We start from the raw sequence: 15,441 nt of genomic DNA on the forward strand, positions 1-15,441 counted from the left end.
GGATCGTGCAGTCGATGCCGTATCGAGTCATGGTTGAACCTCCTGAACGAAATTGGGCAAAGGGCAGATTACCCGTCACGAAGATTTGAATAAGTCTGCCTCTTGCGTTCGCTCATCTAGTTAAAGAAAGTCAGACTTCTTTTCTCCACGCGGAAAAGGTGATGGCTGTTCCTTCTTCCTCGTTATCCTTGATCTCGATCTTGTAGGTGGCACCACCTGCAACGCCTTCAATCAATGCCTGTTCATCGTTCGCACTTAACTCGGCACCCTTGGCATTCTGTTTGTAAAACTCGACGACGTCGGAGAACTCGGTATAGGTTTTCAGCATGACCTCGAAATCATGTCGTGGGCGGCCTGCCAATTCGTCGAAGTCACCGTAAATCGGTGCGCCTTTCATGCCGGGCGTGGTGTACACGCCATCGACGCCGGCGCCCGCCAGATGGGCATTCTTCGGAAGCAACGGGAGCATCGCCTTCGGGAAGTCGGAAGGTAATTGCGAGGCGTTCCAGGAGTCTTTTTTCGGGTCAGTGGTGATGTATTCGATCGTGGTAATTTTTTGCGCTCGAGCACGTGTTTCGGGATCTTCACTTTCGGCCCAATACGCAATCAATGGCGGCAACTGTTTGCTCCAGACAATGATTGGGTCAGCGTCGCTCTTCTTGGCGCCTTTCGCCTGGAAGATGGTCAGCACGGTTTCTGGGCCGGGATTGCAGGACAACGACTCTGTGCGTGATTTGACGGTACAGTGCCCATTGACCAGCCCAACGGCGATCAACTGCCCCTTTTCGTCCAGCAGCAGCGCGCCGCGTTCGTCGCCGTGGTTACCGTCATCCATGGCGGTAAGCATCTTGCGCCCGGCAGGCACACCTTCCTCAAACGTCGAGAACTCTGAATCGAGAGCTTCCAGTACTTGCGTCACGATCAACGAGCCATCGTTTGTGTAGCTGCCTGTCGCGTAACCGATGAAGTCAATCAAGGCGGCGCGTATCGCCGGATCTTCGTTGAGCTGTGGTGCGTGCTCCGGGGCAGGGTCGTTGGTGAGCAGCAGCACAGTGGCACCGTCTTCGCGCTTTTCTGATCGAAGTGACAGCGCAGCGGCGTCAAGAGAAAGGGTCAATGCCAGAAGCATGGCGAATGGTCGTGCAATGGTAACCAAGGGTTCATTCCTTTGTTGGGTGGTGATCCGATTTCTTTGGGAGTGACTTGTCGATGGCTATGCATCGGAAGCAAAAGGGGGACAGATTATTATCATGGTCACGTAGAAACAAATCTGTCCCCCTCATGGTTTTTAATATCGACGAACGCCGAGCGAGCCTGTCTTCTTGGTTAACGCTAAGGTAAATGCCTCCTCCGACGTGAACTTCAGCGTTTCCAGCCAGCTCATAAACCACTCGACGTCCAGTGCCGCGAATATCTTTAGCCACTCAGCTTTTTTGCTTTCGCAAGCGGGTACTGCTGTCCCACTCAGTCCATGACCCTTGCCTTCGAAAAACAAAAAGTAGTCATCGTCGTAGCAGTAGCCGATCAATTTTGGCCAGTCAGCGCTGTGGGGTTGCTCCGGTACAAGATCCTTTTCGGCAATCACATAATAATTTCGGACTTTGTGGGGCTGTAGGGGAGGACGGTAGCTAGAAAGCCAGATCAGGCATTGAGTTGCTTTATCGGCGTCGTCCATCCAAGTCGATACTTTCTTGTCCAGTTCTGTAAATGTTCCTGCTGTGCCCATGCGATAAAACATTAACCAACCGTCTCGTCCTTCGTTGACTATTAAGTAGGTGCACCCATGACCTTCGACGGTCAGCGACCAACAGCCGAAATATACTCGCTGATCCGAGAACTCGGTGACGGTGAATCCAGCATGTTGAACAGCATTTTGCAGATCGGGATAAGGCAATTGGCATACTCCTGGCAAAAGTCTAAGTTCGCACCTTGAATTTTGCGCCATCTCCGTGAGGAGGGGAGACAGGTCAGGCGATTCTCAGGTTTGTTTTCATGAGCGCTTCGGCATCGCTGTCGGCGCTGATGATCAGGTAGAAGGTGTTCACCCCCTGCAGCAGCGGGTTTTCGGATAACCAGACTTATGGGTTGATGTCTTCAGATGTCACGGCAGCCGTCCTTGATGAGTGAATTTAAAAACTCATATCAGCTTCAATATTTTCTTCGTAACTCGAGAACAATTTCATAATGCTTTCGTTCTCGGAGTATTTTTCTTTCAGCTGCTTTAGCTGCTGGTCGGTGCCCTTGCAATATTTATTTATATCGCTAATGACACGATCGAGATTATTCGGGTCGGCGGGGTCCCGTTCAGGAATATCTCCGCGCAAAGAATCACAATTGTCTCTGTTTTTGATGTAGCCGGAGACGTCGGTCGGAACGGACTCAGCATTTTCCGTTTCACAAGCATTTGACGTTGGCTCTACATCGTAACCTAGGCTCAAATACAAGTGACCGTTCAAATTCCCATTTTTTCTCGAGAAGAGATGAACGCCTTCTTGACTCAAGCAGGTGCTGATAGTTGTAGCTTGGTCCTTGACCTCAACGGCTGAGACGCCGTTTTCGGTTGCATTTTTACCAACTACAGCTATGCCGATGAAAGGCGCTGTGTATTGAATGTCAAGCCCATAGATGTGTATATCGGATTCGTTGAGCAAGTCCATTGCATCGACCTGCTGCTGTTTTTTTTCAGTTGTCTTTGTTAACTTGCAGCAAGCAACGGTTCCATCCTGAGGGAATTGGACTGAAATGACTTCGTTGCTTGAAATATTCTGGGTTGTATATAAATAAGTTTTCCCGTCCGGATTGTTTTTAACGAATCCAAATCCAGTGTCTTGGGCAAATACTGCCCCTGAAAAAATAGTCAGAATGATGAAAAGTGTATGTTTAATGTCCATTGGTTGATCAGTGTGGAGGATCGGAAGCAAGCTTTTTAGCTCCATGTGTAGTACCTGCTGGGTTCAAGTTGCTTATAGCCAAAAAGTAGCCAAAAGGTAACAGATTTATTTTCCGCGCCATGAAAATAAATCTGTCACCTTTTCTCCATGTCACCTTTTCTCCACGGCGCACGCCTACACCCAAACCGGGCGCTTGCGGACGCGAAAATTCTTGGAAGGCGCAAATGACATCGACCAGCAGAGCTGGCCGATGTTTGGAACCGTCAGCCGCGATTAAGCGACTGGAGCACGCCAGTCATCGGAACCCGAAGTACCGGATACTTCGTGGGTCCAGGTGATTTTGCGGTAGGTGAATTGCACTTCTTCCAGGTGCGTGAAGTGCGAGTTCGACGGATCCTGGCAGTTGTGCATTTTGTTGTTGATGGCGACGATGATCGCGTCTTCCAGTTTGGTGGTGTAGTAGTGCTCCTGGGTACCTTGAGCCGAAGTGCGGTACCACTGGATAACGATTTCGCTCATGCGCTCGCCGGAGGTCAGCGCCGCTTGCAGCAGTGGCGAAGACTTGTCGTAGACCTTGGTGATCACGACTGGCTTGTGTACACGCTGACCGGTCGGTTGGCCGGACTGAGGGTCACGCGGGATGATCACGTCGTGGCTGAAAGCCTGAACCATGACCTGGTCTTCGTGACCTTCCTGGTAGGTGTTGCCAACGGAGTCGGCGGTGAATGCGCCGGCAGTGATCAGGCCTTGTTTCTCGCCGGTAACGGACATGTACGCTGGTGTAGCCATGGATGTGCTCCTTGCTAAAAGTTAGGGTGCCCGGGAGGCGGTATCGCCCGGTGGGTGCCAGACTGTTATCAAGGAGCGTGCCAGAAATGATTTTTGCCATATAAATCAGGTGGTTGAGGCGATTTTTCAAACGTGGAGAGGTTTTTCAGCAACGATCACCTGAAAAAGTGCGCAACTTCTTGCGCAGTGGTGCGCAAGAAGTTGCGCACTCGGCTGGAGGGCTTGATACATCTGGCTTTCAGCGTTGTGGGGGGGCGTTTGGGGCGAACAACTGCGCAACTTCTTGCGCATCAAGGCCATGAGCCGTCATTCCGACAAACGTTGCAACGGACTGCACAACCCGATGATTAGCGAGCGGCGAGCCGTCTGTCCGGGGAATTCCAATGGTGATGGAATTTTTTTCCTGACCAGTCGCTCTGCTGATGTAGAGACGTGCCGATTCAGCGTCCGGCAGCGAGCACCCGGTAAGCCATGAACAAGACCCTGGACGATTACAACCGCATGCGTGATTTTGTGGCGACTCCGGAACCGGTTGCCGCCAAGCGCACGGGCAAAAAGACGGTGACGGATCATGCGCTGCAATTCTGCATTCAGAAACATGACGCCTCGCACCTGCACTATGACTTTCGCCTGGAGCTCGAGGGCGCGCTGAAAAGTTGGGCCGTGCCGAAAGGCCCGTCGCTGGACCCCAAGGTCAAGCGCCTGGCGATTCACGTCGAAGACCATCCGCTCGATTACGCCACGTTCGAGGGCTCCATTCCCGAAGGGCATTACGGCGCCGGCGAAGTGATTGTGTGGGACCGTGGGGTGTGGATTCCCCGGGACGATCCGGCCAAGGCCTACGCCAAGGGCCGGATGAAATTCGAGCTGCAAGGAGAAAAGCTCGGCGGCCTGTGGAACCTCGTGCGCACGCACATGCCGGGCAAGCAAGAGCAATGGTTTCTGATCAAACATCAGGATGGTGCGGCCAGGCCCGAAAGTGATTACGACGTGGTCGCCGCCGAGCCGGACAGCGTACTCAGCGATCGCACCATTGTCGCCAAGTCGAAACCCAATCCCGTCAAAAAGCCAGCGGCGAGGGCGCGCAGAGAGCGCTCATCAGAGCTGACAGGCGCCCGCAAAGCCAGGCTGCCGGAGCTGATCAAACCCGAATTGGCGACGCTGGTCGAATCCGCGCCGGATGGCGAATGGAGCTATGAGATCAAGTTCGACGGCTACCGGGTGATGGCCCGTATCGACCACGGCGAGGTCAATCTCTTTACCCGCAACGGTCACGATTGGACTCACAAATTGCCAGAGCAGGCCCAGGCGCTAGCGGCGGTGGGCCTGGAGTCGGCGTGGCTGGACGGCGAAATGGTGGTGGCCGACGAGCAGGGCGTTCCGGATTTTCAGGCGCTGCAAAACGCCTTCGATGCCGGCCGTAGTGGCAACATTGTCTACTACCTGTTCGATTTGCCGTACCTCAACGGTGTGGACCTGCGCGCAGTGCCTGTCGAGGAGCGCAGGGCGGCGCTGGCGACTGTACTCAAACTCAATGAGAACCCGTTGTTGCGATTCTCCGACGCGTTCGGCGAGTCCCCGGAGGCCTTGCTCAACAGCGCCTGCGAAATGCAGATGGAAGGCTTGATCGGCAAACGCCTGGGCTCGCCTTACGTGTCCCGGCGCACCAGCGACTGGATCAAACTCAAGTGCAAGCATCGACAGGAATTCGTTGTGGTCGGCTTCACCGATCCCAAAGGCGCGCGCAGTGCCTTTGGCGCGTTGCTGCTGGGGTTGCACGACCGCGACAGCGGTGAATTGCGCTATGCCGGCAAGGTCGGCACCGGGTTCAACGAGGCAACCCTCAAGCGTCTTTATGAACAATTGAAGCCACTGCAGACGAAAAAGCCGTCAGTGGTCAACCCGCCCACCGGGTTCGAGGCCAAGGGGGTGCATTGGCTCAAACCCAGCCTCCTGGCGGAAGTAGCCTTTGCCGAAATGACCAAGGACGGCTCGGTGCGCCATGCTGTGTTCCACGGGCTGCGCGAGGATAAGCCTGCCGAAGAAGTCACCGAGGAGGTGCCGAAAGCCGTGAAGACCCCAGCCAGCAAAAAGCAACCTACTCAAGCCGCACCCGCACCGTCACAAGTCGGCCTGGGGCAGGGCAAGGTGCGCATCACGCATCCGGATCGGGTGATCGATGCCAGCAGCGGCACCACCAAGATGCAATTGGCGGAGTATTACGCCAGTGTCGCCGAGTGGATTCTGCCGCAACTCAAGGACCGGCCGGTGGCGCTGGTGCGCGCACCGGACGGCATCGCCGGCGAACTGTTCTTTCAGAAAAACGCCGAGAACCTGGCCATACCCGGGATGATCACCCTGGACAAGGACCTGACAGGCCAACCGATGATGATCATCAACAATGCCGAAGCCCTGATCGGCGCGGTGCAGATGAGCATGGTGGAGCTGCATACCTGGAACGCCACGTCAGTCGATCTGGACAAGCCCGACCGCTTTGTCCTCGACCTTGACCCGGACCCGGCGCTGCCCTGGAAGAGCATGGTCGAAGCGACCCGACTGACCCTCACGGTGCTCGATGAACTGGGGCTCAAGGCATTTCTCAAGACCAGCGGCGGCAAGGGGATTCACCTGGTCGTACCGCTGACCCGCAAACACGGTTGGGACGAGGTCAAGGACTTCAGCCACGCGATTGTCAGTCACATGGCCAAGCTGCTGCCGGAACGTTTTTCCGCGGTATCGGGGCCGAAAAACCGGGTTGGGCGCATCTTCATCGATTACCTGCGCAACGGTTTGGGCGCCACCACGATCTGCGCCTACGCCGTGCGCACCCGCGAAGGGCTGCCGGTGTCGGTGCCGATCTTTCGCGAAGAAGTGGCTGAGCTCAAGGGCGCTAATCAATGGAACCTGCACACCGTGCATGAGCGCCTGGCCGAGGTCGGCGATGAACCCTGGGCCGACCTGAAGAAAACCCGGCAGATGATTACTGCCGAGATGCGGCGGCGGATCGGGATGAAAAAGTAATGAAGTAGAGCAGGGCGAGGTGCGCCCCCTGTGGGAGCGAGCCTGCTCGCTCCCACAGGGGGGCAAGCTCTTAAATAACTATTGCTTGCCGACTGCGGCAGCGAGCAGCGGTGCCACCTGTTCATCGGTCAATGCGGCGTGGACTTCCATGTTCATGAGGTCGCTCCATTCCAGCACCCACTTCTGAATCGCCACCGGATCACTGGCCTCGGCAATGCCCACACCGCTGGAGCCGCCGACGGCATGCCAGCGTCCCAGCATGCTGACGCCTGCGGGTGGGGCGCCACCGGTCTTGAGAAAACGTTCGATCGCGCTGTTACGTTGTTGCGGACTGATGGACCAACGGACGATGAATAACATCTGCCACCTCCTGCTACGGACTGGCACCGTGTATCTTCGCGTTCCTGGCTGGCGCCGGGGCCACGGTCACGCCTGAGTTTCCAGCGTCGTCCTGGCTGGCCTGAAACCTGTTCTCCCATGAGAAGGCATAGCAGCAGACCGTATCGCGCGTACGACCGCTGATCCTGTTTCAGGGCATTCGGATGAACGTATCGGGATAACGGTGCAAGCCATCAGGTATCACGCAACAAGTCGTTGGCATTGAGCAGCTCGTAGGCAACTTCCGGGTGCTTCTCCAGCCCTCGGCGAATGGCCGCCGGGATCGACTGACGGGTTTTGCGGCACAGGCCCGGCAGTTCGCCGAGGGTGATGTTGATGCCACGCATGGTGCGCACTTCATTGAAGCCTGGAGCAATCTCCACGCGCAGGCCCAACTGCTCATACATTCGCCGTTGCAGACGTTCCAGGTCGCTCAGGCTCTGGAGGTTCTCCAGGCGTTCGATCAGGCGTTTCTCTTCCGACTGGGTCAGGCTCAGGATGCGCAGATCCGTGCCGGGCGTTTCCAACAGCTGCTCACGCTCGCAGATGCAGGCACCTGGAGGGCAGGGTTGGCGGATCGAGAGAGAGGTCGTCATGGGGTTCAATCATAGAGCGCTATGATCGGGTTTGCCCATGGGGTTGTTGTGGCGTTGAACGCGATGTGTCCCGTCGATGCAACATGCCTCCTGTTGACACAGCGTTTAGTGTGTCGCCGGGCGGATTTATACCTCTGTCTGCTCTTAGGGTCTTTACTTCTAGTCAGGCCCTGTATGTACAGAGGGAGAGCACGATGAGCAACGAACAGGTGGCACCCGAAACGCAAGGTGTAGCGGTGAAGTTACTTGCAACGGTTGACCTTGGCCCCGAGATCGAAGGCATGGCAGGGCGCCAACTTAGAATGCGTATGGTGACGATCGAGCCTGGAGGCGTTTTCGGGCCGCTTCACAACCATAAAGACAGACCCGGCACCGTCTACATACTGCAAGGAACAATCACTGACCATCGAAATGGCGTCGCCACGGATTATGGGCCGGGTGTGGGTTGGCCCGAAGACAGGAACACCACGCACTGGCTTGAGAACAGAGGCACGATTGCGGCGGTGGAGATCTCGGTCGATATTGTCAGGCAAGAGTAAGTCCAGGTCCGACATCTAACGCGGTCGGCCGATTGCGGCCCGAAGGGCGGCAAATGACCGATTCTGTTGAAAAAGTCAGCCTTGCTCCATGGTTTGGGATTGTCGACGAAGCTCGAGTCGATTCAATGCGCTACCGGGGCTCCATAATCCGTAGTACCGGGTGCCCGTCGATATCCTTGAGCGGAAAATACGAGCGGTGTGTCGCGGCATCCACGGCCACGACATGCGCGCGTGGGCCCACGCTGCCATTGCCGATTTTCGTGACCACTGCCCCCTTGACGTGGAACATCGACACAATGCCGGCCTCTCCAGCGACATAAAGTGTGTTCAGCACTGGATCGAACGCAAGCACATCGGGGGCTCCCCCAGTATCGAATTCCTGGGTAACCCGCAGGGTGTGCATGTCCAGTACGAGGAGCTTGTCATTACCTTCGCACGCGATAAAGGCAAGCCGGTCACGCGGATTGATCAACAGGCCATGGTTGCCACGTGCCCCCGGCAGATCAATGCGCGCCACGATGTGGTCGGTCGCGGGATCGATCTCGATAAGTTGCCGACGAGTCTGGATATTGACGAAGATGTGTCGTGATATCGGGTCATATTGTGTATTGCCGACTTCACCTCCCAGTGGAATCGTCGCAACACGAGAGTTCGTGTTCACGTCGATCACCGTTTCGGTCTCGCCGTTTTCGTTCGATACGTAAAGCTTGTGAAGGTCAGGCGCATAAGCCATGCCGTCTGGATAGATGCCGCCTGGTATGCGACTGACAATTGCCAGGGTCGCTTCGTCTATTGCAACGATTTCGTTCGTACCCGTCGCTGAAGCGTAGACACGTGACAACTCAGGAATAACGAGCACACCGTGTACCGACGAGACGTTCGCAATGCGCCCGACAACGCGGGACTCACGCATGTCAAAGGCGATAATTTCACCGTCACCAAGATGTGCAATGAACATCAGGTTGCGCTCTGGATCGTAGCTCTCGTAGTCGAGCCGAGTGGCGCCACCGGGCAATGGAATGTCGGCGACGTGCTTCAGTGGCAAGTCGTTAATCGGCAGCTCGTCGGCGGCCTGACAGTAGCGAAAGCTTGCGAAGCCCATAACGGCTAGCACACTCAACAGAATCGCGAAGACTGGCAGAGCGAAACGTCGATTGTCTCGTATGTTCATGAGGCCTTCTCCTGCTCGGACAAGGCGGGTTCAACCGCCTCGCCCAAGTCTCAACAATGCGCAGATCAGAATGTGCAGTGTTTCACTGCTCATGAGCCCAGTTCCGGGCTGGACCTCCGTGTGGACGCCTCTCACATCTGCGGAGGCCAATTATGCGACTCGCCCTGACACTTCTTGCACCAGGCATAGAGGGCGTCATACATGATCAAACCATGTGCCAGCATTTCGTGGTCATCGGCATAACGCTGCGATAGTCCCAGCGAAATCGCATAGAGCCCGGCCGATTGCGGTGTCAGATCCAGGCGGGAGGTATCTGCTCCGCGCACGATTTTGGCCAACTGCTGCAAGGCAGGATCATTGAGTTGGTACTTGTTCAGGAACGCATCAAAGCTGCACAGCTCACCTACGTGGGAAAGCTCAACACCCGGAATGTCATAAGACGTTGCATCTTTCTCGGCGGCAATCTGCAGAACCTCTCTGCTGGGCACGTACAAGAACTCGGCCTGGGGATCGATAAAATGAGTGATCAGCCAGGGACAGGCGATGCGGTCGATCTTGGGTCGTTCACGGGTAATCCACCTCATGGAACACCTCCTGCCTAATTCAGTAGGCTGGGTGATCTGGCAGGCCCGGTGCCCGCCAGGGAATAGTTGATCGTTGCGCGCTCTAGCGCAGCAGGTGCACAGCCAAACCAACGAGTGCGCAGGCCGTCAGTACCTGAATCACACCGCGCTTGAAGCGGAACTGTGATTGGCCGGTTGCGACTATGTGGCTCGTCCGCAGAGAGCGCTCTGCTGACCGCTGTCTCAAGCTCCTGCAACGCCAAGTCGATCTGCTGCTTCGGCTTGCCTGAAAAGTAATCGATGTTGGTCAGCTGATCGTAGGCTTTACGCTTTAGTCCTGATTCAGGCCATGGGGAAGCGCTCCTTCAGAAGTAGGGCGGCAAACGACCCTGAACGGTCATTCATTTCTGTTTTTCACCGTGCGAGCTAACAGAACCTGCCCATCCCAATCCGCATCTGCCGTTCCTTCGGTCCGGGAAACGAGCCGCCCACCGTCAAGAACGGCCGCTAGCATTCTGCACGGTGTATTCGCATCGGGTTGTGTTGACGTCAACGTGACGAGAGAGAGGGGGTGATAGAAACGTTCCTCGACAACCGAGCCCATCCACAGCGGTATTGTTCGCCCGTTTGTGAGCTCGATATCGACGACCCACAATCGAAGCACCAGGCGTGAACCGGCAGATCCACCATCGTTATACGGTCGAACGAGGGTCAGACCGGGAAGGCGACCACTGGCGAAAAGAGGGATGACCGGAAGATCGGCAGGGTCAGCCTGGACGGTAAACCAGTTCAGCGTATTCAACAGTGTCCATGCCGCTGAGGTGCGCCATCCGTTGCGCTGCAGGACCTCTCGCAGATCCGGCAGGCCACCGGCCCATTGAAACGTCAGTGGCTCATTCGTCTCGCCAGTGAGGTCGATACGCCGCACCGGCAGCTGCTGCCAATCCGACGTCCACCAATCGGTGGCAGCCATGGTCAACGTCCCCACCTTGACGGCATAGCGACTGCTGTCCGTCGTATGGTTACGATAGATATTGAAGCCGCCGGCGAGGAGAAGTGTCACACATCCGAGGGCGAGCAGCCCCGCTGAGCCAATGTGCTCGGCCTGCCGCCGCAGGTAGAAGAGGCTGAGTAGTGCCAGCCACGCGGATCCGAATGCCAGCCCCCCGAGCACGTCGGAAAGCCAATGCGCCCCGAGGTAGAGGCGCGAGAATGCAATCAGAAATATCAGGGTGGCGGCGCCAAGAGCGACCACGAGGCGCCGTGCCGGGTGGGTATCACGCGCGATAAGGAAGGCGAGGAAACCGTATAGCACGACATTGATCGTGCTATGGCCGCTGGGGAAGGAAAAGGCACTCCACCCGGAATAGAGAAGTTCTGCGGGGCGAGTTCGATACAACGCTACTTTGATGGCAATGTTGAGCGCCGAAGCGCCGGCGATTGCAATCAGCCAATAGGCAGCGGTACGCCAGGCGCGTTTCCACATGAGCCACAGCAAGACAACAATCGTGACCGCCAGCACGACCTTGGTGTCGCCGAGTTCTGTGATGGCGATCATCACCGCATTGCCTGGTGCAGTGCGAAGATCCTGGAGCGCGCGGTATATCGCGCTATCGGCGAGCAGCAACGGGTCACCGTTGATGACGTCCTCAAGGACACCGAAGAAAAGCCATGCGGCACCGATGAGCAGGACCGTCGACAGTGCGAGAGCCCGTGCTTCGGGCCGTGAAGGATCGAGGAAGTGAGTGAGACTGCGGCTTAGCCAGGTGTCGTGGGTGCCGGCCCAGCTCCGCAACCGCTCCACTCCTGCGATGAGGCAGGGTATGCCGCGACGCAGCGTCCAGCGCACGATATGCAGGACCACCCAGCCCGCCGCGACTAGAATGACCAGCAGGATCGCGAGCGGCTTTGCCGCTGCACCGAGAACGCTGAACGTCGCGCCGACGAGCACACCGGGCAGGATATGCGACGGAGCCCAGGCGAGCGCCGACACGACATTGACGGCATAGAACCGACTGACCGCCATTCCCAGCGTGCCGGCGAGGAGCGGAACGAAGGCGCGGACGCCCGGCGTGAAGCGCGCGAAAAAGATACTTTTATCGCGATGACGGTTGAAAAAGGCTTCGCTGCGCTGAATCAGTTCAGGATGCCGGTTCAGTGGCCAGAGGCCAAGAATCTCGCGATGGTATCGGTGCCCGAGCCAGAACGAAAGACCATCACCCGCAATGGCGCCTGACGTGGCGGCGATCAGCAACGGCCAGAGCAATAACACGCCGCTCGGCACCAGGGTGCTGAGCGCAATGATCACGGCGGTGCCGGGAACGACGACACCGATGATCGGGATTGACTCGGAAAGCGCCAGGAGAAACACGGCCAGATACGCGATATGCGGGTGCGCCGTGAGGAACTCGATGATCGATGAGACCAAGGACGTCATATTTCGCGGCTGCCTATGGAGTAGCAGTGGGGCGGCGATCGACACGGGTGTCTGTAATTCCCGTCTGCACAATCAGTTTGCACAACAGACTAAGCATAGCTACTCATTAACTATCGCTTCGCCCACCGGCTGCTTTTTGGTCCAGCGTCGAGACTCTCGGAGGCTGTGATGGCGAGCGATTGCCTTCGCGATCAAGCGGCCGTGACTGAAATACCCGTCCGGGCAACCAGTGTTTCGGACGCGATCATGAACGGGTGGATGTGCGCTTCAGTCATGCCTGCAGACGGCAGGATTGCCTGGCCGTTTTAACTCAAGGATGTCGAGGAGGTTCTGACTGGGCCACGCTGGCTCTTAGCGCTCTGGCTACCTTGGCTTGAATCTCGTACGCAGGTGCCTCGACGGCTGTGTAATCACGGGTATAGCGAGTGGAAAACTCCCGAACCCCCCATTGCTGGTACTGCTGCACGTGCTTCAATTCATGCGCCCACAGCGCGACATTGTTAAGTGCATCATCGGGACTGCGAAAGACGATGATGTCTATCAGGGTGACTGCAGTGACATCGGGATTCTGCAGCATGGTGTTTGCGGCGTTCAGTTCCACATCATCGCCTACCTTGTAGCGAGCGGAATCAAGCACTTGAATGTCATAGTAGGGTTCGAGTTGGGCGCGGATATTCAGCGGGATTGTCCGAATATCGCCCGTTGCCGCGGTGTTGCGCGATTGCACAATCCAACTCTGTAATCCAGTGGAAGCCATTTGGTTCATGCTTTCAAAGATCGGCCCCATTTCCTCTTTGGAGCCTGGAGCACAAAAACAAGTGACCACGCAGGCTTCGTACTGCCCTGCTGGGCAGGCGTAAACAGAAAACGAAGTGCCAACGGAAAAGAGCAGTACCGATAACCGGAAAACTTGACGCAAAAAGACAACTGACAATGGGGTCTCCCCGAGGTAGTGGCGGTCGGCAGGTGATGCTCTTGGCATCTCGCACCCGGTGTTCAACGACGCGTTCGACCGCTGCGGCCACCGTTTGTTGCTCCAGAGCCCGCAGTCGCGCATTCAAGCGCCAGTTCGGCGCATCACCCGGCACTTGGCGCAGACAATCAGCTAAATCGAAAGACCAAGCCGATAGTCGCGCTCTGTCCCTTCTTGCCGAGACGCATGTTCGATCAAGAAGCCGCACCGTTCGAGCACTTTTGCCGAGCCGATATTTCCAGCGTATACGCTGGCAACCAGCTGTTTAAGGTTCCAATGCAACTGCGCCTCCTGGATCAGATGCCTCACCGCCAGTGTTGCCAGTCCCTGTCCGCAAGCGCTTTGGGCAATCCGATAGCCGACCTCTGCTGACCGCTCGGACATGTCGATGCCTTTGAGGTTCGCGCGGCCCACTATGTTTCCACCGTTATCTTCGATGATGAATGGGTGCCAGGTTCCGGCGGCAAACTCAGCTAAATAAGCTGCAATGTGCTCGGTGACGCCCTGCGCCGAGTAAAAAGCAGAATCGCGCGCGTCAATGTGGCGCTCGAACCATTCGCGGTTGTCCAGCTCGAACGTCAGCAACGCCTCAGCATCAGTACATTGCAGGGTACGAATTCTGACGGGCTTCATAAGGGCGCTCTCCTTGCGGGTAAAACTACTTGGATAATGGAGCAGTGGAACAACTGTCCGCCCTAGGCCGATCGCAGCCTGTCATGGTGGCGGACAGTCAGGACACTTGCGTCAGGCTTCGGCTTGATGAGCCACCCAGTGTTTCATCTCTTCGGCAATGAAGTGGTTGACCAGGTCGCTGTACATCTTCTCGATGGCATCCGGGCTCAGGCCCTCGGCTTCGGCCCACTCGCGTCGTGTCGCCAGCATGGCCTTGAAACGCTCCGGAGCGCGCACCGAAGTCTCCGAGGTTTTGAACTTCGAGGCGGCCAACACGTAGTGAAAACGCTTGCCCAACAGCTTGATAACGGCTTGATCCAAGGCATCGATTTCGCGCCGGATATCTTCCATGCCTGCACACTCTGCGGGCTGCAATTGATTGATGACTTCCATGTAGGTGACTCCGTTTGTTGAAAAAAATCGTGGGCTTCAAGTTTTGATTTTACGACGGCTACGCAGCCTCGCGGGCTCTGATAAATTCGATGAGTGCTTTCAAGGCGGGTGGCACATGGCGCCGGCTTGAGTAGTAAAGAAAGAACCGGCTGGGCGGTGCTTTCCACTCTTGGAGTATTTCTCTGAGATGCCCGTTCCGGAGATCGTCGCGCACCAGCTCCTCGTAGACATAGGCAATACCAGCGCCATCTTTCGCTGCCTGGATCATCAGCGCATCGTCTTCCAGAATCAGCGGGCCGGTGACGGATAACCGTATCGGTTGACCATCGGCTTGATACTCCCAGGCGTAAAGTTTGCCACTGGGAAAACGCCTGGCAATGCACGCATGGTCGAGCAAGTCGCGGGGGACGTGCGCGGTTCCCTTCGCGGCCAGATAAGCATCCGCAGCAACGGTCACGAACGATTGAGGGGCGCCGATCGGGACCGCGATCATGTCACCGGCCAGGCTTTCACCAAAGCGGACTCCAGCGTCAAACCCCTCATTCACGATATCAGTCAATCCATCATCGGTGATCAGGTCCAACTGAATACGTGGATACCTGGCCACGAAGGGCGCGAGCACTTTCGCAAACACGATGCGAGCCGCTGGACGCGCCACGTTGAGGCGAAGTTTGCCAGCGGGCACTTCCTGCATCGAGGTCAATTGCGCCAATGCATCGTTAACCTGGAGCAGGGATGGAACCAGCGTCGCCAATAGCTGCTGGCCGGCCTCGGTCGGGGTCACGCTACGCGTGGTTCGGTTCAGCAGTCGGATGCCCAAACGTGCTTCCAAGGCTCGCATTGCGTGACTCAACGCGGAAGCCGAAACGCCACGCTCGTCGGCGGCCTTGCGAAAGCTGCGATGGCGAGCGACGGCGGCAAAGGCATCGAGTTCAGAGAGGTCGGGGTGATAACTCATGAATATCGTTCAGTAGTTCAAATACGATTACTCATCTTATCGTCACGAGACCTCTGCCGG

At 56.7% G+C, this 15,441-nt stretch carries 15 protein-coding genes and 1 pseudogene; 2 read left to right on the plus strand and 14 right to left on the minus strand.

The features are described 5' to 3' along the window. Positions 1 to 130: 130 nt before the first annotated feature. The 4 genes from J3D54_RS19650 to J3D54_RS19665 form a co-directional block, all read right to left on the minus strand. Complete coding sequence (locus J3D54_RS19650) at positions 131 to 1,156, minus strand: hypothetical protein (RefSeq protein WP_253421756.1); 1,026 nt, start codon at positions 1,154 to 1,156, stop codon at positions 131 to 133. A 132-nt stretch (positions 1,157 to 1,288) separates the two neighbouring features. Beyond that, entirely contained in the window at positions 1,289 to 1,894 is a 606-nt protein-coding gene (locus J3D54_RS19655) for a hypothetical protein (RefSeq protein ID WP_253421758.1), read from the minus strand. Positions 1,895 to 2,129: 235 nt separating this feature from the next. Next, positions 2,130 to 2,936 (minus strand): protein regulator of cytokinesis family protein, encoded by an 807-nt coding sequence (locus J3D54_RS19660; protein ID WP_253421761.1) that lies wholly within the window; start codon positions 2,934 to 2,936, stop codon positions 2,130 to 2,132. Positions 2,937 to 3,164: 228 nt separating this feature from the next. Further along, the gene (locus J3D54_RS19665) at positions 3,165 to 3,680 is read right to left on the minus strand and encodes an Hcp family type VI secretion system effector (RefSeq protein WP_253421764.1); all 516 of its coding nucleotides are present in this window, start codon (positions 3,678 to 3,680) and stop codon (positions 3,165 to 3,167) included. 471 nt (positions 3,681 to 4,151) lie between these two features. Here J3D54_RS19665 and ligD point away from each other — a divergent pair, with 471 nt between their 5' ends. Beyond that, the gene (gene ligD, locus J3D54_RS19670) at positions 4,152 to 6,701 is read left to right on the plus strand and encodes a DNA ligase D (protein ID WP_253421766.1); all 2,550 of its coding nucleotides are present in this window, start codon (positions 4,152 to 4,154) and stop codon (positions 6,699 to 6,701) included. 78 nt (positions 6,702 to 6,779) lie between these two features. Here the strand turns inward: ligD and J3D54_RS19675 are convergent, their stop codons facing one another. Then, on the minus strand, positions 6,780 to 7,061 hold the full coding sequence (locus J3D54_RS19675) for a DUF3303 domain-containing protein (RefSeq protein ID WP_253421768.1): 282 nt from the start codon (positions 7,059 to 7,061) through the stop codon (positions 6,780 to 6,782). 212 nt (positions 7,062 to 7,273) lie between these two features. Then, positions 7,274 to 7,675 (minus strand): hypothetical protein, encoded by a 402-nt coding sequence (locus tag J3D54_RS19680; RefSeq protein ID WP_253421770.1) that lies wholly within the window; start codon positions 7,673 to 7,675, stop codon positions 7,274 to 7,276. A gap of 194 nt (positions 7,676 to 7,869) precedes the next feature. On the opposite strand from J3D54_RS19680, the gene J3D54_RS19685 reads away from it, so the two are divergent. Beyond that, a complete protein-coding gene (locus J3D54_RS19685) occupies positions 7,870 to 8,214 on the plus strand; it encodes a cupin domain-containing protein (RefSeq protein WP_253421771.1) in 345 nt (114 codons plus the stop codon). Positions 8,215 to 8,344: 130 nt separating this feature from the next. Here J3D54_RS19685 and J3D54_RS19690 read toward each other — a convergent pair whose 3' ends face one another. From J3D54_RS19690 to J3D54_RS19725, 8 genes and pseudogenes are all read right to left on the minus strand, one after another. Then, positions 8,345 to 9,385 carry a YncE family protein gene (locus J3D54_RS19690; protein WP_253421772.1) on the minus strand — a complete coding sequence of 347 codons (1,041 nt, stop codon included), beginning with the start codon at positions 9,383 to 9,385 and terminating at the stop codon, positions 8,345 to 8,347. A gap of 131 nt (positions 9,386 to 9,516) precedes the next feature. After that, on the minus strand, positions 9,517 to 9,969 hold the full coding sequence (locus tag J3D54_RS19695) for a chromate resistance protein ChrB domain-containing protein (RefSeq protein WP_253421773.1): 453 nt from the start codon (positions 9,967 to 9,969) through the stop codon (positions 9,517 to 9,519). Positions 9,970 to 10,130: 161 nt separating this feature from the next. Continuing rightward, positions 10,131 to 10,277 (minus strand): annotated as a pseudogene (locus tag J3D54_RS19700) (chromate resistance protein); the annotation flags it as partial. A gap of 68 nt (positions 10,278 to 10,345) precedes the next feature. Continuing rightward, positions 10,346 to 12,385, minus strand: coding sequence for a bifunctional DedA family/phosphatase PAP2 family protein (locus J3D54_RS19705; RefSeq protein ID WP_253421775.1), 2,040 nt, complete (start codon positions 12,383 to 12,385; stop codon positions 10,346 to 10,348). 310 nt (positions 12,386 to 12,695) lie between these two features. Beyond that, positions 12,696 to 13,319 carry a DUF4157 domain-containing protein gene (locus J3D54_RS19710; protein WP_253421778.1) on the minus strand — a complete coding sequence of 208 codons (624 nt, stop codon included), beginning with the start codon at positions 13,317 to 13,319 and terminating at the stop codon, positions 12,696 to 12,698. Positions 13,320 to 13,490: 171 nt separating this feature from the next. Further along, a complete protein-coding gene (locus tag J3D54_RS19715) occupies positions 13,491 to 13,991 on the minus strand; it encodes a GNAT family N-acetyltransferase (protein ID WP_253421782.1) in 501 nt (166 codons plus the stop codon). Positions 13,992 to 14,102: 111 nt separating this feature from the next. Next, positions 14,103 to 14,423, minus strand: coding sequence for an isochorismate lyase (locus J3D54_RS19720; RefSeq protein WP_253421784.1), 321 nt, complete (start codon positions 14,421 to 14,423; stop codon positions 14,103 to 14,105). Between the two features lie 58 nt (positions 14,424 to 14,481). Then, the gene (locus J3D54_RS19725) at positions 14,482 to 15,381 is read right to left on the minus strand and encodes a LysR family transcriptional regulator (RefSeq protein WP_253421787.1); all 900 of its coding nucleotides are present in this window, start codon (positions 15,379 to 15,381) and stop codon (positions 14,482 to 14,484) included. Positions 15,382 to 15,441 lie beyond the last annotated feature (60 nt).

The sequence above is a fragment of the Pseudomonas sp. GGS8 genome, assembly GCF_024168645.1.
Lineage (GTDB): Bacteria > Pseudomonadota > Gammaproteobacteria > Pseudomonadales > Pseudomonadaceae > Aquipseudomonas.